The organism is Anabaena sp. AL93 (assembly GCF_001672085.1).
Lineage (GTDB): Bacteria > Cyanobacteriota > Cyanobacteriia > Cyanobacteriales > Nostocaceae > Dolichospermum > Dolichospermum heterosporum.
In genome coordinates, this window is record NZ_LJOU01000012.1 from 1 (window position 1) to 23893 (window position 23893).

Annotated in this window: 23 protein-coding genes and 1 tRNA gene; 13 read left to right on the plus strand and 11 right to left on the minus strand. The window is 39.0% G+C overall.

Going from position 1 to position 23893, the window contains the following annotated elements; translation table 11 throughout:
- The 3 genes from AN486_RS04675 to AN486_RS04685 all read left to right on the plus strand — a co-directional run.
- On the plus strand, positions 1-229 hold a 229-nt coding region (locus tag AN486_RS04675), incomplete at its 5' end, for a hypothetical protein (protein ID WP_290599467.1).
- Positions 230-366: 137 nt separating this feature from the next.
- The gene (locus AN486_RS04680; protein ID WP_015080750.1) at positions 367-633 is read left to right on the plus strand and encodes a hypothetical protein; all 267 of its coding nucleotides are present in this window, start codon (positions 367-369) and stop codon (positions 631-633) included.
- Positions 634-733: 100 nt separating this feature from the next.
- On the plus strand, positions 734-2062 hold the full coding sequence (locus AN486_RS04685; protein ID WP_053538584.1) for a glutamate-5-semialdehyde dehydrogenase: 1329 nt from the start codon (positions 734-736) through the stop codon (positions 2060-2062).
- Between the two features lie 123 nt (positions 2063-2185).
- Here AN486_RS04685 and AN486_RS04690 read toward each other — a convergent pair whose 3' ends face one another.
- Positions 2186-3601 (minus strand): isochorismate synthase MenF, encoded by a 1416-nt coding sequence (locus AN486_RS04690; RefSeq protein ID WP_053538583.1) that lies wholly within the window; start codon positions 3599-3601, stop codon positions 2186-2188.
- A 324-nt stretch (positions 3602-3925) separates the two neighbouring features.
- On the opposite strand from AN486_RS04690, the gene menA reads away from it, so the two are divergent.
- The 3 genes from menA (at position 3926) to AN486_RS04705 (ending at position 7164) form a co-directional block, all read left to right on the plus strand.
- Positions 3926-4825: a 2-carboxy-1,4-naphthoquinone phytyltransferase gene (gene menA / locus AN486_RS04695; RefSeq protein WP_290599468.1), complete on the plus strand. Its 900-nt coding sequence runs from the start codon at positions 3926-3928 to the stop codon at positions 4823-4825.
- Between the two features lie 84 nt (positions 4826-4909).
- Positions 4910-5854: an o-succinylbenzoate synthase gene (locus AN486_RS04700; RefSeq protein ID WP_168634840.1), complete on the plus strand. Its 945-nt coding sequence runs from the start codon at positions 4910-4912 to the stop codon at positions 5852-5854.
- Positions 5839-7164 carry a 2-succinylbenzoate--CoA ligase gene (locus AN486_RS04705; RefSeq protein WP_168634841.1) on the plus strand — a complete coding sequence of 442 codons (1326 nt, stop codon included), beginning with the start codon at positions 5839-5841 and terminating at the stop codon, positions 7162-7164. Before AN486_RS04700 ends, AN486_RS04705 begins: the two co-directional genes overlap by 16 nt.
- A 7-nt stretch (positions 7165-7171) precedes the next feature.
- On the opposite strand, the gene AN486_RS04710 is transcribed toward AN486_RS04705, so the two are convergent.
- The 3 genes from AN486_RS04710 to AN486_RS04720 all read right to left on the minus strand — a co-directional run bounded on the left by AN486_RS04710 (position 7172) and on the right by AN486_RS04720 (position 9009).
- The gene (locus AN486_RS04710; RefSeq protein WP_168634842.1) at positions 7172-7621 is read right to left on the minus strand and encodes a thioesterase family protein; all 450 of its coding nucleotides are present in this window, start codon (positions 7619-7621) and stop codon (positions 7172-7174) included.
- Between the two features lie 622 nt (positions 7622-8243).
- A tRNA-Pro gene (locus tag AN486_RS04715) sits at positions 8244-8317 on the minus strand.
- Between the two features lie 164 nt (positions 8318-8481).
- Positions 8482-9009: a GNAT family N-acetyltransferase gene (locus AN486_RS04720; protein ID WP_039203157.1), complete on the minus strand. Its 528-nt coding sequence runs from the start codon at positions 9007-9009 to the stop codon at positions 8482-8484.
- Positions 9010-9394: 385 nt separating this feature from the next.
- Between AN486_RS04720 and AN486_RS04725 the strand changes: the two genes are divergently transcribed.
- Together AN486_RS04725 and AN486_RS04730 are read left to right on the plus strand one after the other, a co-directional pair.
- On the plus strand, positions 9395-10114 hold the full coding sequence (locus AN486_RS04725) for a hypothetical protein (RefSeq protein WP_027402292.1): 720 nt from the start codon (positions 9395-9397) through the stop codon (positions 10112-10114).
- A gap of 199 nt (positions 10115-10313) precedes the next feature.
- Positions 10314-11204: an alpha/beta hydrolase gene (locus AN486_RS04730; RefSeq protein ID WP_039203158.1), complete on the plus strand. Its 891-nt coding sequence runs from the start codon at positions 10314-10316 to the stop codon at positions 11202-11204.
- A gap of 62 nt (positions 11205-11266) precedes the next feature.
- Here the strand turns inward: AN486_RS04730 and tsaD are convergent, their stop codons facing one another.
- A complete protein-coding gene (gene tsaD / locus AN486_RS04735) occupies positions 11267-12310 on the minus strand; it encodes a tRNA (adenosine(37)-N6)-threonylcarbamoyltransferase complex transferase subunit TsaD (RefSeq protein WP_053538577.1) in 1044 nt (347 codons plus the stop codon).
- A 433-nt stretch (positions 12311-12743) separates the two neighbouring features.
- On the opposite strand from tsaD, the gene AN486_RS04740 reads away from it, so the two are divergent.
- The 3 genes from AN486_RS04740 to AN486_RS04750 all read left to right on the plus strand — a co-directional run bounded on the left by AN486_RS04740 (position 12744) and on the right by AN486_RS04750 (position 14055).
- Entirely contained in the window at positions 12744-13238 is a 495-nt protein-coding gene (locus tag AN486_RS04740; RefSeq protein ID WP_053538576.1) for a Photosystem I reaction center subunit III, read from the plus strand.
- Positions 13239-13277: 39 nt separating this feature from the next.
- The gene (gene psaJ, locus AN486_RS04745; RefSeq protein WP_039203682.1) at positions 13278-13424 is read left to right on the plus strand and encodes a photosystem I reaction center subunit IX; all 147 of its coding nucleotides are present in this window, start codon (positions 13278-13280) and stop codon (positions 13422-13424) included.
- Between the two features lie 166 nt (positions 13425-13590).
- Positions 13591-14055, plus strand: a complete 465-nt coding sequence (locus AN486_RS04750) for a photosystem I reaction center subunit XI (RefSeq protein ID WP_039203683.1) — start codon at positions 13591-13593, stop codon at positions 14053-14055.
- A gap of 138 nt (positions 14056-14193) precedes the next feature.
- On the opposite strand, the gene gmk is transcribed toward AN486_RS04750, so the two are convergent.
- The 5 genes from gmk to hetZ form a co-directional block, all read right to left on the minus strand.
- Complete coding sequence (gene gmk, locus AN486_RS04755) at positions 14194-14790, minus strand: guanylate kinase (protein ID WP_053538575.1); 597 nt, start codon at positions 14788-14790, stop codon at positions 14194-14196.
- A gap of 265 nt (positions 14791-15055) precedes the next feature.
- Positions 15056-15322, minus strand: a complete 267-nt coding sequence (gene remA / locus AN486_RS04760) for an extracellular matrix/biofilm regulator RemA (protein ID WP_015080662.1) — start codon at positions 15320-15322, stop codon at positions 15056-15058.
- A gap of 542 nt (positions 15323-15864) precedes the next feature.
- A complete protein-coding gene (locus tag AN486_RS04765; protein WP_199924400.1) occupies positions 15865-18186 on the minus strand; it encodes a DUF3488 and DUF4129 domain-containing transglutaminase family protein in 2322 nt (773 codons plus the stop codon).
- A 345-nt stretch (positions 18187-18531) separates the two neighbouring features.
- Positions 18532-19308, minus strand: coding sequence for a PatU (locus AN486_RS04770; protein ID WP_234413338.1), 777 nt, complete (start codon positions 19306-19308; stop codon positions 18532-18534).
- Positions 19309-19502: 194 nt separating this feature from the next.
- Positions 19503-20690, minus strand: a complete 1188-nt coding sequence (gene hetZ, locus AN486_RS04775) for a heterocyst differentiation protein HetZ (RefSeq protein WP_053538573.1) — start codon at positions 20688-20690, stop codon at positions 19503-19505.
- 213 nt (positions 20691-20903) lie between these two features.
- Here hetZ and AN486_RS04780 point away from each other — a divergent pair, with 213 nt between their 5' ends.
- Positions 20904-21377, plus strand: coding sequence for a hypothetical protein (locus AN486_RS04780; RefSeq protein WP_053538572.1), 474 nt, complete (start codon positions 20904-20906; stop codon positions 21375-21377).
- Between the two features lie 186 nt (positions 21378-21563).
- Here AN486_RS04780 and sds read toward each other — a convergent pair whose 3' ends face one another.
- Positions 21564-22535 (minus strand): solanesyl diphosphate synthase, encoded by a 972-nt coding sequence (gene sds / locus AN486_RS04785; protein ID WP_053538571.1) that lies wholly within the window; start codon positions 22533-22535, stop codon positions 21564-21566.
- An 834-nt stretch (positions 22536-23369) separates the two neighbouring features.
- Between sds and AN486_RS04790 the strand changes: the two genes are divergently transcribed.
- Entirely contained in the window at positions 23370-23567 is a 198-nt protein-coding gene (locus AN486_RS04790; RefSeq protein ID WP_053538570.1) for a hypothetical protein, read from the plus strand.
- Positions 23568-23893 lie beyond the last annotated feature (326 nt).

The following is a 23893-nucleotide window of genomic DNA, read 5'->3' on the forward strand; positions in this document are numbered from 1 at the left end:
AGTATATACATATATTCTAATGAAGTCAACAGGTAAAGGAATTAAAAGAACAAAAAATCAGCCAGTCTTTTATGAAGAACTGAAGAAGCACCGAAATATAATGGTGACTAATACTGCTTGGGAAAATTTAATCAAGGCTTCTAATTCACTGGAGATCAGCGTCAGTGAGTTAATTGAAAGAGTGGGTAGAAATATGTATGGCAATATCAAGAAAGATGACTGTGACTAAAGTCACACGAGCCGCTTATATCTCAGGGCTAAAGCCGCTGAGTTTTACGCTTACCGGCTGTTCCTATAAACTACAGGTTTCATCTTGAACGTGGTTTAAATTAAAATGGCCTGTGAATTTTATTTTTTTCAGAAATTATGTCTACAGAAGGGACTCCTGTTAATATTCCACAGACAGCTTTAGCCGCTTTGGTGGATGTTTTTGTGCAGCAAGGTCATCCACGTCAATATGCTGAAGCGATGGCGACTTCAATCATTTTTCAGACTGATTTAGATTTACGGAATGCTCAGATTGCCAATCTCTTAGGCTGGCTGAAACAGGAGCATAATGATATCTATCCCTCAGCCTTAGATGTAATTGGCAAAACTTCCGAAGAATTTGAACGTCGAGTTCAAGAAGGTTAAGTGTCTAGACTCGATTTGGTGAATTTCAAAAAATAGGGTCAAAAATTAGCTGTTTCAGCTAATTTTTTCCTCAAAGGTTTCCCACTTACCAGGTATTCTTATGACTAATTTCAAAATTATTTCTCCTCTATCTGCGATGCCTACTACCAGCGAAGCTATCGCTCAACAAACCCGTCAAGCTGCTAGTAAGCTGGCAGTTCTCTCCTCTGAGGCCAAAAATCAAACTATTGAAGCGATCGCTCAAGCTTTAGAATTGGCAAAGGATGATATTCTGCAAGCAAACCTAGCTGATTGTCACGCAGCAACAGCGGCAGGAATCGCTAAACCCCTTTATAAACGGTTGCAGTTAGATGAACATAAATTAAGGGATGCGATCGCTGGTGTGCGAGATGTTGGTAAACTAGAAGATCCTATTGGTAAAGTCCAAATTCATCGAGAAATTGACACTGGTTTAATTCTCAAACGCATTACCTGTCCTTTAGGCGTTTTAGGCATCATTTTTGAAGCCCGTCCCGAAGCCGCAATTCAAATAGTTTCCTTAGCAATTAAATCCGGTAATGGTGTCATTCTCAAAGGTGGTAAAGAAGCTTTACATTCTTGTACAGCCATAGTTAAAGCCATTAAACAAGGATTATCTCATACAGCAGTTAATCCTGATGCTGTACAATTATTAACCACCAGAGAAGAAATATTAGAACTTTTGCAATTAGATAAATATGTAGATTTAATTATTCCTAGAGGTTCTAATGCTTTTGTGAAATTTGTCCAAGATAATACCCGCATTCCCGTATTAGGTCATGCTGATGGCATTTGTCATCTTTATGTAGATCAAGCCGCTGATATTGCCAAAGCTATTAGTATTACTGTAGATTCTAAAATTCAATATCCTGCTGCTTGTAATGCCATTGAAACTTTGCTAGTTCATAGTAGCATTGCTGCCGAATTTCTCCCCCAAGTTGCCACAGCTTTACAAGCACAAAATGTAGAATTAAAAGGTGATGAACGTACTTTAGAAATTTTACCAGATATTGCCCCAGCCACAGAAATAGACTGGCAAACAGAATACAGTGATTTGATTTTAGCCATTAAAATAGTTGATTCTTTAAATGAAGCCATATCCCACATTGAAAATTATGGTTCTCGCCACACAGAAGCAATTATTACTGAAGATATCACAGCCGCAGAAACATTTCAAGGCTTAGTCAATGCAGCAGGAGTTTATCATAATTGTTCTACTCGTTTTGCTGATGGTTTCCGTTATGGATTTGGTGCTGAAGTGGGAATTAGTACCCAACAAATGCCACCTCGTGGACCAGTTGGGTTAGAAGGTTTAATCACATATAAATATCAAATGTCTGGGAATGGACATATTGTGAAAACCTACACAGGTGCAAATGCAAAATCATTTAGTCATCAGGATTTAGAATAGTATTATTAAAAGAATGCAGAATTTAGAATTTAGAATTTAGAATTACGTTTTGCAACGGGGATTTTACCCCGACGCAAAACCCGCTGCTTGTAGAAGCAGGGGACTTTAACCCCCAAAGGTAAGTTAAACTAAGGCTTTTAATAAAGCTTGTAGTTTAAGTTGCACTTCGGCAAATTCCTTTTGAGGATCTGAACCAGCAACAATACCCGCACCTGCATACAGTCTGGCATAATTACCATCAATTAAAGCCGAACGAATCCCCACAATAAATTCACAATTTCCTTCTCCGTCTACCCAACCTAAAGGGGCTGCATATAAACCCCTTTCAAAACTTTCATAACGGCGAATTTCTGCACAAGCAATATCTCGTGCTGCCCCGGCAACTGCTGGAGTAGGATGCAGTTTAGCAACGATTTGTAAAGGGTGAATATTATTGGGAACTACTGCACTAATTGGTGTCCATAAATGTTGGATATTAGATAATTGTCGCAGTCTGGGGGCTAAAACTTGGGGGAATAAACCCAGTTGAGATAAATGTTGAGTAATAAAATCTAGAACCAGTTTATGTTCGTGTTTTTCTTTGGTACTATTAACTAAATTGTTAGCATTTGTAGCATCTTCTGTGGGTGTTTTTCCCCTTGGTGCAGAACCTGCCAAAGCATCAGTAATTAACTGCCGTTTGTGAATACTAATTAATCGTTCTGGACTAGCACCAATAAAGTTTTGTCCTTGACCATTACTGGTGGAAAATACATTGCAATTAGGATGTATTTGGCGGAGATTATTTAAAGATTGTAATAAGTTAAAATCATGATTAGCACTGACATCTAAGATATCAGCTAAAACAATTTTTCTTAACTGGTTAGCATGAATTATTTCTAAAACTGAGGAAACAGAAGTTTTAAATTTTTCACCGTTATTAGTGATTTTTTTATATAAGTTTAAGGGAAATTTATCAATATTTAGAGAATGGGTATTCAAAGATTTAATAATTTCTAAATGGCATTGTAAATTATCCAATATTTTGGTAATATTAATCCTAGAATTAATAATTGTATTCATTATTAATGTGCAGCGACTATTTTTTAAAGTTATTTGCCAACAAGGTAAGAAAACCGTAGCCGCAGGAAATGGATAATCTGCTTTTTTATGCTGATCAAAAAAACTGAAAGTACAAAAAAATTGAGGTAGGGAAAAAGTCTGATTTTGATGAGATATAGGAATTATGTTTTTTAGACAATTTTTGATAAATTCTTCCGATTTTGTAAACCTATCTTTACCAGAAATTTCTATTTTATCTAAAGTGCCAATTGCCGCCATTGCTTCACCATTACTTCTATTTTCAAAATAAAAGTTTATGGTATTTTTATGATTAAATTTATCGAAAACTAGCAAAGGATCAACTAAGCCAATTTCTAGGGGAATACTCACAATTTTACTATAATTATGGCGACGGCAATTTTCCTGAATCTCTAATAGTAATTGATTAAGGTATTTGTAGTCTACAAAGGTGTGGCTGCGACATGGTGAAATTGTCATGGATGTATAAGTTAATTTTTATTAAGTTATCTTCCTAAAATGTAATAAATCATGGTGGTATTTTTATAGGTAACATAATTCAGTCACCATTAACCAGCATAAACTTAGCTTGATTATGGGGTTTATCCTGTTTTGGCGGCAAGATAGCGGGTTTTATGCCAGGATATTCGCCTATAATCATAAAACTAGCATTTTTTGGTAATTTATTGATTGTACCGATAAGTGATCAACAATCCTAAATCTAAAATAGCTAGTCAAGTATCATGCAAAATTATAAAATTTAACTGATAACTAAAGTTCTGGTAATTTAATTAATCACAACTGATGACTTCAACTCAGATTTCACCACCTCAAGCTAAACTATGGATGGCGGCTATTAAACCGCCAATGTACAGTGTTGCTATTATGCCGATTTGGGTAGGTTCGGCGGTAGCATTTAGGGAAATAAAGATTTTTAATCCCATAATATTCTCCTTGTTTATTGCTGCGGCAATTTTGATTTTAGCTTGGGAAAATATTAGTAATGATGTCTTTGATGCCGAAACAGGAATTGATCAGAATAAACATCATTCATTGGTGAATTTAACTGGTAATAAAACCTTAATGTTTTGGATAGGAAACCTGTGTTTAGGTTTGGGTTTGTTGGGAATAATAGCGATCGCTATTTTGCAAAAAGACCCCACAGTTATTGCTATAATCCTCTTATGCTGCGGTTTGGGCTATATGTACCAAGGTCCCCCTTTCCGTCTAGGATACCAAGGTTTAGGGGAAATTCTCTGCTTTTTTGCCTTTGGTCCATTGGGTATGAGTGCGGCTTATTATAGTCAAACTCAAACCTGGTCTATGACCAATTTAGCAGCTTCGGTAATTTTGGGCATTGTTACCAGTTTAGTGTTATTTTGTTCGCATTTTCATCAAGTTGCAGATGACATAGCCGCAGGAAAGAAATCTCCTATTGTGCGTCTAGGAACTCACACTGGTGCAAAGGTTTTAGTGGGTTTTACTGCGAGTATTTATCCTCTAATTTTGTTATTTGTGATTTTGAATATTTTCCCAATTTGGACATTACTTAGTTTTCTGAGTTTACCTTTTGCGGTGAAATTATGTCGTCATGTTTTAGAAAATCACAACCAACCAGATAAAGTCAGCAATTCTAAATTCATCGCTATCAGAGTTCAGTTTGTGAGTTGCTTATTTTTGGGTTTAGGATTTATTCTTGGTTAAGGCACATTAAGAATAAACGAACCACAGAGGCACAGAGGACACAGAGGAATGAGAGTTTGAATGTTTTTTATTTGGAAGTCCTTCATGGTTTATCAATTTTCCTTCCGTTACTTTAGTCAAAAATTCACAAATCCCATTATTACTAATCATGGGGTTTGGGAAACCCGCGAATGTATCATTATTCGCTTGATTGATGCAAAAAATAATGTTAGTTGGGGGGAGATTTCTCCCATTTCTTGGTTTGGTTCAGAAACTATCAAACAAGCTTTAGATTTTTGTTATCAACTTCCAAAAGCAATTACTCAAGAGATAATTTTAGCGATTCCAGATAATTTACCAGCCTGTCAATTTGCTTTTGAATCTGCTTTGGTTATGGAAAAAGCTACTAATTTTAATCTCACCTACAGCGGCTTATTATCAGCGGGAAAATTAGCTTTAAATCAATGGGGTAATTTATGGGAACAAGGATATAAAACCTTTAAATGGAAAATTGGTGTTGATGAGATAAATCAAGAATTAGAAATATTTGATTTACTAATTTCCAGTTTACCAACTTCAGCAAAATTGCGTTTAGATGCTAATGGGGGACTTACTTATCAAGAAGCTGAATTATGGTTAAAGAAGTGTGATCAATTCTCATCCAAAATTGAATTTATCGAACAACCTTTACCTGTAGATAAATTTAGAGAAATGCAAGAATTAAGTAATTCATATTTTACAACAATAGCCTTAGATGAATCTATCGCCAATCTTCACCAATTAGAATTATGTTTTCAACAAGGTTGGCGGGGAATTTTCGTGATTAAACCGGGGATATTCGGTTCACCATTTCGGTTAAAAGAGTTTTGTAAAAAACATCAAATTGATGTTGTATTTTCATCGGTATTTGAAACCGAAATTGGGAGACAAGCTGCATTACAATTAGCAGCAGAATTATCTGGTAATAACCGCGCTGTTGGTTTTGGAATTAACCACTTTTTTCAACCACAAGAATCAAACTGGCTAGAAAGTCTATGGAAAACCTTTTAGATAATATACAAAATTATGATTGGCTAATTTGTGATCATAGCCAAGAATTACCACAAATAGCCACAGAATTATATTTAAAATTAACTCAGTTATCAACCCCAAAAATTATTATTGCAGAAAGATCACCAGTGAGATTTTTAGCCAGTTTTATTGCAGCTTGTGCGGCTAAATGTCCGGTTTTTCTCTGTAACCCAGATTGGAGTCAAGCGGAATGGGAACAAGTCTTTAATTTAGTGCAACCAGATATAGTTTTAGGAATAGATCATAATTTTTCAAAATCACCAATTATCAATTATGAATTACCAATTACTAATACTATCATGATTCCTACAGGTGGTTCATCAGGAAAGATTAAATTTGCTATTCATACATGGCAAACATTAACTACTTCAGTGCAAGGATTTACAGAATATTTTCAAATCAATTCAGTTAATTCATTTTGTGTATTACCATTATATCATGTGAGTGGATTAATGCAATTTATGCGTTCCTTCACAACAGGAGGTAAATTAGTAATTACCTCATCTAAAAAATTAGAAACTTCTCAACTACCAAATATTAACCCAGCCGATTTTTTTATATCTTTAGTTCCCACCCAATTACAAAAACTTCTCCAAAATCCCGAATTAACCCAATGGCTATCCAAATTTTCTACAGTTCTGTTAGGAGGTGCGCCACCTTGGGATGAATTATTAGAAAAAGCAAGATATCATCAGATTAGATTAGCACCTACCTATGGCATGACAGAAACCGCTTCTCAAATAGCAACTCTTAAACCTGATGAATTTTTACAAGGTAAATTTAATAGTGGGAAAATTCTCCCCCATGCTAAAATCATCATTGATAATCAACCAGGAAATATAAATATTCAAAGTCAATCTTTAGCATTAGGTTATTATCCCCAAATGTGGGAAAATAGAGATAACTTTGTAGTTGATGATATTGGTTTTTTAGACAATCAAGGCTACTTACATATTATTGGACGGAATAGCGACAAAATCATTACAGGTGGAGAAAATGTTTACCCCACAGAAATTGAATCAGCGATTAGAAAAACAAACATGGTAATAGATGTCTGTGTAATTGGTATAACTGATAAACATTGGGGACAAGCATTAACAGCCATTTATATTCCCAAAGATAGAAATATCTCCCCCAGAGAAATTCAAACCCAAATAAAAAATCAACTGAGTAAATTCAAAATTCCCAAACATTGGATTTCCCTACCAAACCTACCCCGTAACACCCAAGGTAAAATCAACCGTCAACAACTCCAACAAATCGCCGCAGAATTTATAAAAACTAACTAATGGAAAATTACATAACCTCCTCCCTCGACCTTCTTCTCTCTGCGCCCTCTGCGTCTCTGTGGTTCGTTTCTAACCAATGATTCATATAATCTGGTAATTCCTGCTTAATTTTACTGCTAGCATCAATACAAACGTGCCTAGTAATTGCCTTAGCAACCATTGCTTCATCTCCTGTCATTTCATAGGTAATTTCAAACTTATCCGAACCTATTTTTTCCGGTAACAAACTAATTACTAAATTGTCACCACAATACATAGGACGAAAAAAATCTACATTTGCATGAACAATAGGAAAAGCTACAGATGGATTAGTAAAAAATGATTTAAGATTAATACCAGAAGCTGCTAATGAAACCTCATAAGCTTCATGACAAATTCTCAAAATGTTAGCAAAATAAACGACTCCAGCCGCATCAGTATCTTGAAATCTTACAGTGTGGTAATACGTAAAAGCCATTACAAAGATGTCCTGAATTAAAATCTGCTATTACATATCATTTTACTTCATATTAACTTTTAATAAAAATCCCATGATCTCAGAACCGATAGATAATGTTTTTTGTCAATGCGTAAGTCCTAGTACAGCATGGCGCAAATAAAGTAACCATTCTTAATAAGCTGTTACGCATTTGCTTTTTTTGCCTAAAAGCCTTACTACAAGGACTCTAGGCTGCAAAATATTAAATTTAGCTGCGTAACAGCTTAGCTATTACGGGTTGAGGTAAATAAATTTCATGCTGTTATTGATGAATCGTTTCTGGGCGCAGACCCTGCGCCCCTACTTTCTGAATTTTTCATGGTCAGAATCTACTAGTACAGCCTGGTGTAAATAATATGACTATTAAAAGCTCCGAAAATTTGATTGATTACAAGGCTTGAAAATGGTTTATTCACTTAGGGAACACCAAAAAATAAATTACCCAATTTTGTGGGATGGGCATCCTGCCTGTCCTTGATGATTAGCAGGCAAGATGCCCGCACCACAAGAAATTTTTGGGTATTTTTTTAATTGGAAGTCCCTTAAGACGCAGTGTAGTAGTATCATAGGAATGTTATTACCAAGTATAACTACGCATAAATCGGGATGACAGGATTCGAACCTGCGGCATCCTGCTCCCAAAGCAGGCGCGCTACCAAGCTGCGCTACATCCCGTAAAGCCATCAAAACCAAACTCCACACGAACCGAATCATGTATTTTTGGTTCATCTCGACTATCATATCACAAAAAATAATAAATGCAAACCCAAATGATCCAGAAAAATCAGATTTAGGGAAATATCCTCAATTCCCTAATCCCCACACCCCAGCCACCTTGATCACTGAGGATACCAAAACATTCCTTTTATACCTTCAGGATCTGACATAAAGCCCATCGTCTTATAGAAATCTACAACATGAGGGTCGGCAAAAAGAGTGACATTACTAATTTCTTCACTCCTGAGTTTTTTGAGGACATATTTCATTAATGCCTTACCTAGTCCTCTACTTTGAAAATCAGGATGAACGACTACATCCCAAATAGTGGCATTAAAAGCATGATCTGATGTAGCACGGGCAAAACCAATCAAACGCTTTTTGTTTCCTCGCACTTGCCACATAGAGGCTACGAGAAAACTATGCTCAATAGCTTTTTTTACTTTTCTAAGAGGGCGACGTGACCAGCCAACTGCATCACAGAGTTCTTCAAGTTCATAAAGGTCAATATCTCTTTCCGTACTGAAAACGATTTGATCCTTACCTACACTAGAATTACCATCAACTTCCGCTGTATGCTCATTAACAGCAGTGTTTTTATTTGTCGCTAAAGATTCAGGAGTGCTAAACCAAGTTTTCCAAAAACCCATGCCAATGCAGTTCGGGTAGTATGACTAAAATTGGTTTCCACTTTTAAAAAGTGTTGATTCACATTTAACATCACTATGATTATTGCCGGCTAATTCACTAGAAACATTCTACGCGGTTTAGCGATTTGCAATACTCACAGCTAGTTATCAAGTGTTTCTTCCCAATCACTCTCAACTCTAGCATTTTGTTTTGACACTACTCCATAAAACTGAACCAAAGGCAAAAATTTTCCGAAATTCAAGTATCTTTCTCATTTTCGTGACTAGTGGTCTGTCAAATTTATTTTGACGGGTAATGATCGGAAAAAACTTCTGTTCTTCCCTCCCCTGCCCCCCTGCTCCCCTGTCCCAGTTTGTACAAAACAAGCAAGTCCTACCCGCAAAAATGGCTTCTGGTTTAAAATCTTCAACTCTAGAACTCCTGAAACGCTTTAATCGGGCGTTTCCCCAATTCTATGAGCAATTTGTTAGCAGTGAGATTCAACTTCAAAATTTACGCCTAGCATACCGTCTTTATAAAACTAAACGGGCTGTTATTGAGATGAAGCCAGAAGGGAGCAAAAGCGCCCTTCATTTTGCCTACCGCAATCAATCTTTCCTCTTGAGCGATATTTTTGGTGTCCTAGCAGCTTATGGTTTAACTATTCACGGTCTAAGTTTATATGGTCAAATTCGACCACCAATGCTGGTTTTTATTAAATTACTGGTATCTCGTGGCAATAAAGCACTGACTGAAAAAACTGCTGAAAATGTTTGTCGTGCCATTCGTGAGGCGTTAGCAGGCACATTTGAGGTAGAAGAAATGCTGGCTGTAGAATTTAATCTTGATGCTGGTTTGGAACAGGTACAAACTGATTTCTATGTTGATCCTGTTTTTCATCTTCCGGCTTTAGTAATTGAAGCTGATAATCAACCTGGATTATTCTATAAAGTGATGTACGCTATCTGGCAAGAAGACCTGCTGGTGGTTAACGCCAATTTACTAGTTTGGCGCGGACGGACTCGACTAATTCTTTATTTGTTAGGTCCGAATGAAAGTCTCATTCCTGAATATTTAGGTCACAAAATCGCGGAAGGAGTGAAACATAGATTACTTAATCAATAAAATTAGCTCAGTAGGTTGGCGTTAAAAATTGTTGTTATGACAAGGCAAGAGGTTTTAGGTAATTGTACTTTTATTTACACATTTTGTTTATTTAACGTCTATCTGCTTAATTCAAAATTTTAATTTTTGAATTTTTGGTTCTCTGTTCGTGTTGAGTTGTATTGAGTCGCACCCACCCTTGAGGGTACGATATTTAATTATGGCAACAATAGAAATCTTAGGCGTTCCACATACTTATGAGCTAACTGCTCCCACATCATGCCCCCATACTTTAGTATTTATCCACGGTTGGCTAAATAGTAGCGTATATTGGCAACCTGTGATTTCTCGTTTATCGGTAGATTTGCAGTGTTTATCTTATGATTTACGAGGTTTTGGCGAATCGCAGTCTCAGGTGACATCAGATATAGAACTGGCTGCTACAGACTCTAGTATGGTTAGTTTGTCTTTGGATTCTATGCACTCTCCATATGCTTATGCTCAGGATTTGGCTGTGCTTCTCCAACACCTGAATATTTCTAGTGCTTGGTTAGTTGGTCATTCCTTAGGTGGTACTATTGCTCTATGGACGGCGGCTCAACTACCTGATTGTGTTCAAGGTGTGATTTGTATTAATGCCGGTGGTGGGATTTATCTGAAGGAAGCTTTTGAGCAATTTCGCGCCACTGGGCAAAAATTTTTACAGGTTCGTCCCCGTTGGCTTTCACAAATGCCTTGGATTGATTTGTTGTTTACTAAAGCTAGTGTGTTGCGTCCTCTAGACCGATATTGGGCGCGTCAACGACTGATTGATTTTATTATTGCTGACCCTGAAGCTGCTTTGGGAACTCTTCTCGACTCTACTACGGAAGAAGAAATTAACTGTCTACCCCAATTAGTATCCAAATTAAAACAGCCAGTCTATTTTTTAGCTGGTGCTGACGATAAGGTGATGGAACCTAAGTATGTCCGCCATTTAGCAAGTTTTCATTGGCTTTTTCAATACGTGGGCGATAATGTGATTGAAATTCCCGATTGTGGTCATCTGGCTATGTTGGAGCAACCAGAAGCCGTAGCTGAACATATTCGGTCATTGGTCATTGGTCATTAAGAAAATTCTTCTTTCTCCTGAACTCCTGAATGGGCGCAGGCCCTGCGCCCCTACCTCCTGAACTAATTTTCGTATAATTGCATGACTTGGTTCAGTGAGAGCCGGGAATGCACTCCTAATGTGAGGGGTGATGTTCTCCCAAGCGATAGATGTTCGGCGGCGGCACAGCCAATCATGGCGGCGTTGTCGGTACAAAATTTTAAGGGGGGGAATAAAACCCGGATGTTATGTTTGTTGGCTGCTGCTTGTAAATGCTTTCTCAGTCCACTATTAGCAGCTACACCACCACCTACGGTAATGGTATCTAGTCTATAGTTACGAGCGCAGGCGATCGCCCTTTTGGTGAGCGATCGCGCTACAGTATCCTGAAAACTAGCCACTACATCCGCTATTGGTACTTCTTTGCCCTCTTTCTCTAACTGCTGCACTAAACGTAATACTGCTGTCTTCAATCCGCTAAAACTACAATCATAAGGATGATAACCCCCACCAGGTAAAGAAATTTTTCCTTCCGGTAATGTAAAAGCTTGGGGATTGCCAGTTTGTGCCAGTTTATCAATTATTGGTCCACCGGGATAACCCAGTTTTAACAACCGCGCCACTTTATCAAAAGCCTCACCCGCCGCATCATCACGGGTTTCTCCCAAGGTTTCGTAGATACCATAATCTTTCACATAAATCAAGCTTGTATGACCTCCAGAAACAAGTAAGCTAAGAAAGGGAGGATTTAAACTTGGCTCACTCAAGTAAGTCGCGTAAATATGACCTTCCAGGTGATGCACCCCTAAAAAAGGCAAATCATGGACAATTGCCAGAGTTTTAGCAGCCGTTAATCCTACCAGCAACGCTCCTACCAGTCCAGGCGCACAGGTGGCAGCTATTCCATCAATCTGACTCCAATCTAAGTGACTAGATGCGATCGCTTGCTCTATTTCATAATTCAGCGTTTCTAAATGCTGACGTGAAGCCACCTCTGGCACTACCCCACCATATTGTTGATGAACAGGAATTTGTGAAGCAACAATACTGCTACATACTTCACGATTCTTAATAATTGCCACAGCAGTTTCATCACAACTGGTTTCAATAGCCAAAACGGTTGTCATAGTAGATTAATAGGGAATAGGGAACAGGGAACAGGCAAGGGGGGCAAGAGGCAAGAGGCAAGAGGCAAGAGGCAAGAGGCAAGAGGCAAGAGGCAAGAGGCAAGAGGCAAGAGGCAAGGGGCAAGAGGCAAGAGGCAAGGGGCAAGAGGCAAGAGGCAAAAGGCAAAAGGCAAGGGAATATATACATTCTCTCATATCTCCCCTACTCCCCTACTCCCCTACTCCCCTACTCCCTACTCCCTGCCCCCTGCCCCCTGCCCCCTGCCCTTTTCCCTATCTTTTGATTGAGAAGCTTTAACTTTTATTGACTTCAACTTTACTCAGTCCCCAGCCAAGAGTATGATGACTTCCTAGTTATCTAAAATAAAGACTGTACAAGCCGCTTCGTTTTGTACAAGAAACTTCTCGTTTTGTAATAAAAGGAAACAACTCCATGAGACGATTGTTTGCTTTGCTTTTGGTGATGACTCTTTGGTTCAATTTTGCTCCTGAAGCTAAAGCACTAGGCGCAAATCTTGTTCCTTGTAAAGACTCTCCCGCCTTTCAAGAGCTAGCACTAAATGCCCGTAACACCACCCCTGACCCCGAATCAGGTAAAAAGCGGTTTGAACGTTATTCTCAGGCACTCTGTGGACCAGAAGGTTATCCCCACTTGATTGTAGATGGCCGTCTTGATCATGCTGGTGATTTTTTAATCCCTAGTATTCTCTTCCTCTACATTGCTGGTTGGATTGGTTGGGTAGGCCGTGCTTATCTCCAAGCAATCCAAAAAGAATCAAATGCGGAGCAAAAAGAAATCCAAATTGATTTGGGTCTTGCCCTACCTATCATCACCTCCGGTTTTGCTTGGCCAGCAGCAGCAATCAAAGAATTGCTCTCCGGCGAATTAACAGCGAAGGATTCAGAAATTACCGTTTCGCCACGTTAATTCATTTGTTTTCACTTATTCATTCTGGAGACTAAATTCATGGCTGAAAAAGGCGACGAAACCAACTACTTGCTGACATTCATCTCTACTGCCCCCGTTGCGGCTACAATCTGGCTAACAATCACAGCCGGGATTTTGATTGAATTTAACCGCTTCTTCCCCGACCTACTTTTCCACCCCCTATAGGTTGAAAACACGGTTAGGAAAAGCTAAGTAAATTAGCTTTCTCTTCTGGATTGTTTAGCAATAAACAATCTTAAATAATGTATGAAACTCGTAATCTTAACTATAATTTACGGGTTTCATGCCTTAAAAAACTAACAACAGTGATTCAAGGAATCGAACAATAGTTATGGCAATAGCAGCAGGACGTGACCCACAAAAAGGCGACCTAGAAACCCCCATCAATTCCGCCCCTTTGGTGAAGTGGTTTATTAGCAATTTACCAGCTTATCGCCCCGGTCTAAATCCTTTTAGACGTGGTTTAGAAGTTGGTATGGCTCATGGTTATTTGTTATTTGGACCTTTCGATAAGTTAGGTCCCTTACGCAATGCCCCTAATGCTAACTTAGCTGGTTTACTGGGCAGTATTGGCTTGGTTGTAATTTTAACTGCTTGTCTATCTTTATACGCTAATAGCAATCCTGATAAAGCTCTTGCTAGTGTTGCTGTACCCAATCCTCCTGTTGATGCTTTCAACTCTAAGGAAAGCTGGAATAATTTTGCCAGCGCTTTCTTAATTGGTGGTATCGGTGGCGCAGTAGTTGCGTTCTTCTTGACAGGTAATTCTGGATTAATCCAAGGTTTATTGGGTTAATTTGATGACTGGTAATGGGTAATAGTTGCTAATTTGGGCTATTACCCATTTAGGGAAGAGGCAAGAGGCAAGAGGGAACAGGCAAGAGGGAGAATTTGTTTACCAATCACCCATTACCCATTACCCATTACCAGATATTTATTCAAAAATCGCCTTCTCTATTTCCTTTACAGCTTGCTCAAAATCATCATTGATAATTTTTATATCAAATTCGTTAGCAGCGACAATTTCCTCTTCAGCACGTTGCAAACGAAGAGAAATAGCCTCTTCCGCATCTTGTCCGCGCCCGCGTATCCGCTTTTCTAATTCTGCAAATGAAGGTGGTAAAATAAAGATACTGAGAGCGCTAGGAAAGGTATGACGAATTTGTCTTGCTCCTGCTAACTCAATTTCTAGCACCACCAACTTACCAGCTTGAACGTGATTCAGCACAGCCTCACGGGGTGTACCATAACAGTTACCAGCAAATTCTGCCCATTCTAAAAATTCGCCTTGAGTAACTAACTGTTCAAACTGACTCCGACTAATAAAGTGATAGTTTTTACCATTGATTTCTCCCGGACGGGGAGAACGAGTCGTTGCAGATACTGAATAATGCAATTCTGGATAACGCCGGAGAATTTCATTCATTAATGTACCTTTGCCGACTCCACTCGGACCGGTTAAAACAATTAGTTTGCCCAGAGGCAGACATTCTTTCGTATTTGCACCATTATGGGTAGGTAAGACTTGCATTATCCGTGAAAAGAGTGAATTAATAAATACAAATGATTCCTTAGTCTTGTGTTAGCGACTAAAATAACTAATACCATTTTGAACTTGGGACTTGAGATGGTTAAATACCTGTGGTATAAGCTTTTGCGCCAGTATTTCTCATCCTCACTCTTCAAAATAGCATCAAGACTAAAGAATTTGTAGCACTGGTGACAGAAATCCAGTCTATTCATATCCTACAGCCGATATGGTACAAATAGAATTGGGTTGATAATTATGCCGATGATTAATTATCTACAACATGATGATCACGAGAAATGACAAACCGATTGGCTACTGTTTCTGGCTGAATCGCGGAGAGAATAACATGACTAGAATCAGTAATAATCACTGCCCTAGTCCGTCTTCCATAGGTAGCATCAACTAATTGACCTCTATCCCTAGCATCGGTAATAATCCGTTTAATGGGAGCAGATTCTGGACTAACGATGGCAACGACTCTGTTGGCAGAGACGATATTACCAAAACCGATATTGATTAATTGAATTTCCATAAAAAAGATTTCAGCTAAACGAAAAATGAAAAGCTCGTAGTAAACTTATTCCCATGTTATCGCTAAAGAATGGTAGTTACAACGATTTAAACCACGTTAGCCAGAGTTTTTTCATAATTAATGCTTTTTTTAGCTGTATTATCCGCTAAATCTCCTAAAAATATTCCCTATGATATATGCAGAATTGTAGGGACAGAACCTATGCACTCCTCATTCAGCAGGTATTTTAAGATAAAAAATCAGGCGTTGCTGATTAAGAGTATGATTTTATTATGCCTACGGCACGCTGCGCGAACACGCAGAGGCGCTCCAGTCGCAGAGAGTAAGAGTTTCATTTTTTTTGATTTTTCAATTTCATACCTCAATTCAGCAACGCCAAAAATCATATCGGAGACAAAATAACCTGCCCTTAAAAATACTTTGAGTATATTTACTTATACTAAATGTGGGTAAAAACCCTGAAATAACATATTTATAGGGTATTTGTTGAATTTACATTTCGTTACATATATTCATTGTTTAACGCCAACTTATTTATTTTTTTATTTGGAAGTCTTTAATGCTTGCCATTTTTGTTGTAATTGCTGGTAGTTGGGAGTATGTCCACCATAACGCCAACTCACATAAGCATGACAGATTTCATCTATCACCTCAGCTATTTCTGGAGAATGGTGTTGGTATGCAAGCTGGGCATATTCTAGGGGTGTTTGACTAGGATGCTTACCTAAACCCTTGTTGGCAGTCCATTGTAGCATTTGTTGGTACAGTCTTTCCATAGGCGGTAATTTCTTTAACCAACGCAAGTTAAGCCACTTCCGCCATTGTCCCCAACCCAGCCAAGCGAAGAAAGCGGCGATTGTCCCCACGATTAAGCCGGTTAATATTCCTAACCAACCTTTAGTAAATAAACTTAAGAACCAAGCTACCCCTTGGAATAACCAGCTAAATATCGTCCCAAACACAGTATTTAAAATAGCTGTAATTGGTGAAGGTAACCAACCAGCTATCCAATTCCAAAATTGACGCAGCACACTAAAAGTTTGATCTTCTTCGATAGAAGGGGGAATCAAAGGATGTCCAGGAATTGGATCAAAGGTAAACCAGCCATACTTGGGGAAATAAACTTCTGTCATCGCATAGGCATCTGTATTGCGGACAACATACATCCCCGTAAACGGATTAAATTCTCCTGGGGCAAATCCCGCCACTAGCCGTGATGGAATACCTACAGAACGTAGCATAATCGTTAATACAGTGGAAAAATGGTCGGGATAACCACCTTTATTTTTGAATAAAAAGCTTTCTACTAAATCATCCTTTTCATCCAAATAAGGCAAGTCCAAGGGATTGGTGGGTAGGGTGTAATTTTGTTTGACATACTGGGCTAAATAAAGAGCTTTTTCGTAAGCCGAATCTAGGCTTTTAGTCCCTGGAGAACGGGAAACCCTTTGTTGATCATAACTAGCCAGTGCTTCTTCGGTTCGTTTTCGGACTTTATCGGCAATTTTTGGTGGGATTTGCAGATAATACTGTTTAATATTAGTTGGGTATTTAGTTGAGGCTTTAACCAATAAAGAGCGATCGCGGTAAGGGACATCTGAAACAACTGTATATGTTAGCCCTTCTGACAACTGCACTGGCGCACGTAAACCATCTTCCTGATCAATGGCTATGGCTGGAGTGGGAAAATACAAGCCTTTGGGATAGGACATCGCTGGAATCAGGTTAGGCAATTCCGACACCAAATTGTAAGTTTGCACCACCTCTTTGGTGAGAGTCGTGAATGGTGGAGGATCAATAGAAATCCGGGCAGTCCAAGGTGATTGTCTGAGAGTGGTAACTTGATCATTACGGGAAATATTCCAACCTTTGCCTGTGTAATTGTCAAAGGCTAGAACGCGCCAAAAACCTTCAGCTTGCGATCGCACCCGCATCACCACCTTGGGTTTCATCTCTCCCCGCAGATTTTGGTTCATCTCGCTATTAAAACCGTAATAAAAATTATTATCTAATTTTCCTGGTTCACCAGCCATTCCTGAGCCTCTACCACTATCATTACCACTACCTTGACCATTACCCTTACCTTCACGGACATAACCGGGATTAATAATACTCCTGCCTGTAAAATTATCTGGGACTTTCAGCGGCGCACTTACAGGAAAAGACCTCAGTTGATAACCAGGAAACCGAGGCAAAATAGCAAAAATCCCCAGTCCCAAAGCCACAATCACCAAAAAATTTAAAATTAGAACCTTAAAATTGAAATTAGGATTATTCTTTTTGGCAGATTTTTCCGAAGTTGATGGCTTGAACCCTAGACGAGATCGGTAATCCAGCACTAAAGTGGGGAGAGCGATCGCTAAAAACAACAGCAACACAGGCGCAAAAGCCATAGTTTGGCTCAAAGTCGCCGCCACACCCACCAAAATCAACCCAATTACAATCGAATAGCCCAAATCCTTCCGCCGAGGCGTATCAAAGCTATGTAATACTTGCAATTGAATCAATAACTCCGCCAAACTTAGCCGAGTATCATTCCAATTACCAATAAACCGCCCAAAAAAAGCCCCCAAAGCCAACAACATTCCAATCGCAATACAAAACTGGATCGGAATATTAGAATCACGACGACGGTAATAACTCCACCACGTTCCCACCACAGTCAGTGGAACAGTCCACAGACTAAATTGAGTCTCACCAGCAATATCCGTAGCCACAATCCCCAAAATTACCAGTACCATCACTAGCGCTCGCAAAGGAATCGAATCTTCCACTTCTTTGACTGGCGATTTTCCTCTAGTTGGTTGCCACTGCTTACCTAACGGTAAACGCCAAAACCGATTAATCCTAGACAAATTAAACATTTTCAAATAAGCAAAGCTATGATGTAGACGCTGCGGATACTATACTAGGTAGAAAACTATCATCTCGTTTTCAACTTCCCCCCTATCCTAGCTTCAGACTCCCTGAGAGTACAAGTATCCCGCTCATAGCTAAATATTGAATTGATCTTGTTGATTGCAAAGAGAACTAAGTTTTAAAACCAGGAAATTCAGCAAGATTATGATCCATTAGTTGCCATTAGACATCTCCAGAAATTAAAGATGCTTGACCTGAAACCCTTGTAGAGACGTTCCATAGAATGTCTCTAGCATCTTTTTTAGAGATGTCTATTGCTCCCATCTAACTCCTAGATAGGCAATATTACCTTAGATTTTCACCTGAATAGCCAACAACAAAGGCTGTTGATCTAATTCAGGGAACTCCACTGCCAAAGTATAAATTGGCTGATTTCTATCAATTTGTAACTCTACAACTGGTATTTCTGAAGTCTCAGATTTCACAAATTCTTGAGTATCATTACCCTGGAGTTGTAAAATCCCCGGCGTAGGTAATTCACCCTGAACCGTCAACTTGATGAATTTACCTAAATTCCGTAATTCTACTCGAATACTCAAAGTCCCCACCGTAGTGAGCCATTGTTTCTCTACCAGTGGCTGAGTCAATGAAATTGGCAAAGTTAAATTTTCCAACAACTGCTTGGCTGCCATTAAAGACAAAGCCATTTGTTGACGTGGCAATAAATCAAAATAATCACTCTCAACATCAGCCGTAGCTGTCAAAGTATCAGCAGAACGATAAGAGCTTCTCAGGACTAACCCAGCCAAATCATTAATAGCTTGAGCATCTGTAGGGAACATACTTTCTACCACCTGAACTAACTTAGCTCCCAGAGGTAAAGAAGATGTCAATAACACCTGACATTTTTCTAGCAATTGCCAAAAAACTTTTTCAGGCAAAGGAATAGGCAAATTTAGCTTAGATTGGTGGACAGTCCACCCCCAAACAGGAACTAAACCCAGAGATTGTTCTTCTACACAGTCGGGATACTCCATTGATTGTGTTTCCCAAGGGAACAACGGCGGATTTTTTTCTACTTGGTCTTGTAAACGACGTTTAAGAATAGCTTGAAAACGTTCTTGCACAGTAGGAATTTCTCCCAATTGAAAGGTTTGGGGCTTTTCTTATCAATCTGAGTTCACCAATAATTTGGCTACCATCTTGAAATGAATATCTACCCCGTCAATTTCCTCACATTATAACAAGCTATACCCGTAAGTGTTGAAGTTATGATTTTTCAATACCCAAGCAAGTTGATCATTTTGTGAAGATTCACAAGTCACCATTCATGGGTAGATGCACTAGATCCGGACACTAAAGAATTCCGAATTTCCCAAGCTTGTTCTAAAATCTTCAACCAACGTTTCTGTAATTGTGCCATTGACAGGCCTAATATCTTAGATATTTGCTCGTCAGGTTTTCCTTGCTGCTTCAAATCTAAGATAGACTTTTGTTTATCATCTAGTTGTGCCAGATAAGTTTTCCATTGAATCGGAGTTAAACCCAAATTAGTGGGTAAAGAAACTTCCAACCACTCATGAACCAATTCCCAACGATGTAAAAGAGCAAACCGAATTAAATGATATTTAAACCGTTGCTGTAAGTAATCACGCTGCCGAGATGTTAAACCTAAAATTGACTCAATCTCTGGTGCTGATAAATCTTGAAGACGCAAAGCAAAGTAATCAGCACAGTCAGATTGTTCTTTTTCTTCTAAATAATCTATTAATTCAGTAATCACAACCGAGCGCAGGGTATCTTCTTCTGGTTCGGGCTGCATAGCCATAGCCGAGCGCAATTGATGGATAGCTGGTTCTTCCCAAGAACCGTCAAACTCACCACTACCACCCTCTGATGCCTGTTCTATATCTACACTTGTTTCTAAAGGCTGTTGCTTGGAAAAAGTTTGCGCCCGCAAAATAATTAGCTGTTGCTGCCTTCCGGGGAGTGGAATCCGACGTTTACCATATCGTTCGGTAAATGCCATGTATTCTCCCAATTCTAAAAGAGTCTGGGGGCGATAGGTCGGAGCTAATTGGTTTTCCCTTCTAAAAGCATTTAAAGCCTCCAAATAAAAACTCTGGAGAAAATCTTCAATGATAGTCAACCGCCCTTGATAGCTTAATTGCTTGTGAGGGGGATTAATATAACGATAAACAATAGCACTCAGTGTGCTGTGTAATTCTATCCTTCCACGACTTGAACCTAACTGATAGTATCGAATACACTGTTGTAACCGATGTTTAGCTAGGCTCATGGCTGAACTTTCTACAGACCCGGAAGTTTGAATGCGTTTACTTTCATTGCAAATTCGCAGAACTTCGTTAGTAATTCTCACCGACACATCGTGACAATTTTGCTCCGAAGCCTTAGTTGACTGTTGAAGTTCCCTAAATAGGAATTGAAAGATGACCTCCACGCTGATAGAAATTTTCCCCTGATTAGTTGCGATTGCTGTTGAATTCATAGTCCCAGTTCTCAAAAAGACCCTAACATACTTTGGACACGACTTGTTAGACTTTGGATAATAGTTTCATGGTTGTTGTGTACAAGTCAAACGCAAACCAATTTACAGTGAGGATATGTGGCATAAGCAGATTGAACTTGACAAATCCCAATTTAGTGGGATATTTTCTTGCTCATGTTTTAGCCATTATCCAAAAGTCATTTACAAATCATGATGGATTTAGAAGCACAAATTCAATTGCTGATAGACAATGCACCCCAGGATGGCGTGACACCAAAGATTATGGTATCAATCGCCCCTGTATTAGTCGCCATTGCCCAAAAGTTAAACCACTACCAATACTTTATTCTCCAAAATTCTGAGCAAGATTGGGTTTTAACTACATTGAGCAATCGCGCAAATCCAGGAATAGAAAAGCAAGTTATTTACGCTTTCCCTACCATACAAGATGTTTCCCTAATCTCAGATGCTGGGCGTGACCCTCACTTGCTGCCAACCCTCATGGATGTTACTCAAATTTTATTCCAATTGGTAGCTTTGAAACCAGTACACAGCATAGTTTTTATAGAAACACCAGGAAATTTAACCAATACTGTAGAAGTGCGGCGTTCTGAGCTAGAAAAGCTGATCCAGCAACAATTACAGCAATTTAAAGCCCAAAAAACAGTTCCTCCCAATATTGCCTAACTAAATTTGGGATTTAGGAAATTTAATATCCACAATCCCAAATCTTAAATCGCCCTCAATTTTGCTTAGTAGTTGTAGGGTGCGTCAGACTGTATAAATCCTGCAAATAAACAGATTGTTGATATCTGACGCACCCTACCAATGTTCCAGTTGCGTAAGTCCTGCTTAAATCGCCTTAACTTTTTTTTAGTAGAGCCGACTTAGTACATAGTCGGTCAAATTCATCAGTGCTTCACGTGATGCTGATGGTTCTAAAACACCAATAGACTCGGTGGCTAACCTAGCATGGTGAGCAGCTAATTCTCTCGCCCTTTGGATACCTCTACTATCATGGACTAGTGCCAGTGCTTGCTCTAAATCCCCTGCCTGGGCAAACTCTCGTTCAATCAGGACTTCTAAGTAGGGTTTTTCTTCTAAAGCAAATAAAACTGGTGCTGTCAGGTTGCCACTTTTGAGGTCAGAACCCGCTGGTTTACCCAGGGTGTCTGTTGAACTGGTGAAATCAAGAATATCATCTACTATTTGAAAGGAAAGACCTAGATGGCGACCATAACTGTACAAGTGTTCGGCAGTTTCTAGGGATGTTTCACTAATTAATCCAGCAGCCTTAGAACTGTTGGCAATTAATGAGGCTGTTTTGTAATAGCTTTTTTGCAGGTACGTTTCTGTAGAAAGACTAGCATCAAAACGATTTAACCCTTGTTGGATTTCTCCAGCGGCTAAGTCCATAATTACTTCAGAAAGCAGTTTAACAACATCCAAATTATTTAGATTTGCTAAATACCAAGACGATTGTGCAAAGAGAAAATCCCCTGCAAGCACAGCAATGCGATTACCAAACAAACTATGTACAGTCGGTACACCGCGACGAACATTTGATTCATCTACTACATCATCATGGACTAGACTGGCTGTGTGAATCATTTCTGTAATTTCTGCCAGTCGTCGGTGACGCGGGGTAATATCTTCTTCGAGCATGGTTGCCCGCGATATAAGTAGCACTATTGCAGGTCTGATTCGCTTCCCCCCAGCACCGAATAAATGTTCGGCTGCGGCATAGAGAATGGGGTGGCGATTTCCAACTAGCTGTTTAAGGTTATCTGCTAGTATTTGCAGGTCTGCTTCCACAGGGGTAAACAGGGAGGTGGCTGGGGTCATGGATGGGCGGACTCTGACTTAGGTTACGAAAGTTTACATATTCTTTAATTTTAAGATAACCCAGTGTCAGCGCAAAGTTTTCCTTCAGCAAGATGATTTTTAATATCTATTGCGTTATTCACACATTAGATTATGAATGTGTTATAATCGGAGGCTATCTTAAGGTTAAATAGTTCTTGCTAAATTTGTTAATTAATAAATTGCGTAGTAACGAAAACTTTGATGTCAATAAAATAACACACATTGACGGTAACTTCAAGTTGACGGTTAGCAATGAAAAATTTTTAAATTTAGTCCAGAAATTAGCTTCAAATTCAGGTTGGCTGTGTTAGGCTAATACCTAGAGATATTAAGTTTTTCAGATTATTCACTTCCAGCGTAAAACCATCATTCAGTGATTTTACGTGATAGCGTTGTGAGTATAAAATAACTCGTCGCCAAAGAGAAAATAGGAATAATCCCTAAATTCTAGGCAATAACCATGCCTTTTGAGTTGAATTGTGCTTTTCCAGTTATGGAACTAACTCAACGTATTCAACGCACGTTGAGTCTTAGCGTACATTTATTTAAATTGGTGTGAGGTCAATAACACAGGCTGGGTAGACTGCTGATAAGCGCGGTTAGAGTTTGCTGCCGAGCAAAATTGCTGCTGTCGGATGTATAGCCTGGGAAAGTTGATATTAAAGAAAATAAATTGATTGACCAGAGAAAATTAGTTTTCGCCTGGAATGTTTTGTATAGCTAACTACATTTATCAAGGTGTGCTTGATTAATTGAGTTCTGCTGGTTCTGTATGCAATTTTATATTCCCTAGTAATTAAAGATGGTGGAACAATGATTTACAGAAATATGCCTATGATGATATTTACTTTAGCTGCTGGCTATTTGTTTAGTGTATATTTGTTATTGGCTTTAGCAAAGCGAGCAAGCAAAAGAAATGTTTCTCAAAGCGGATCTGATTCTGGACAGGATAAATATAAGCAGCAACGGGAATTAACTACAAATGTAACTCAAGCTGTCAATAGTCAATGAAAGCAACTTGTAGGGAGCAGTACCGCAAGGCGGAAGTCAAAAGTCAAAAGTCAAAAGTCAAAACGAAGACAGCATAGGCTTTTTGATGATTTAGAATGGTTTGTTTACGCCGTGTTGTAGTAGGGTAAAGAGGAGATAAATATCTTTGTTTGCTTCTGACTAGTGGTCTGTCAAATTTATTTTGACGGGTAATGATCGGAAAAAACTTCTGTTCTTCCCTCCCCTACCTCCCCTACCTCCCCTACCTCCCCTACCCCCCCTACCTCCCCTACCTCTCTTCTCCCCCTGCTTGCCTTCACCCGTCATTTTCGGGTTGACAGACTAAT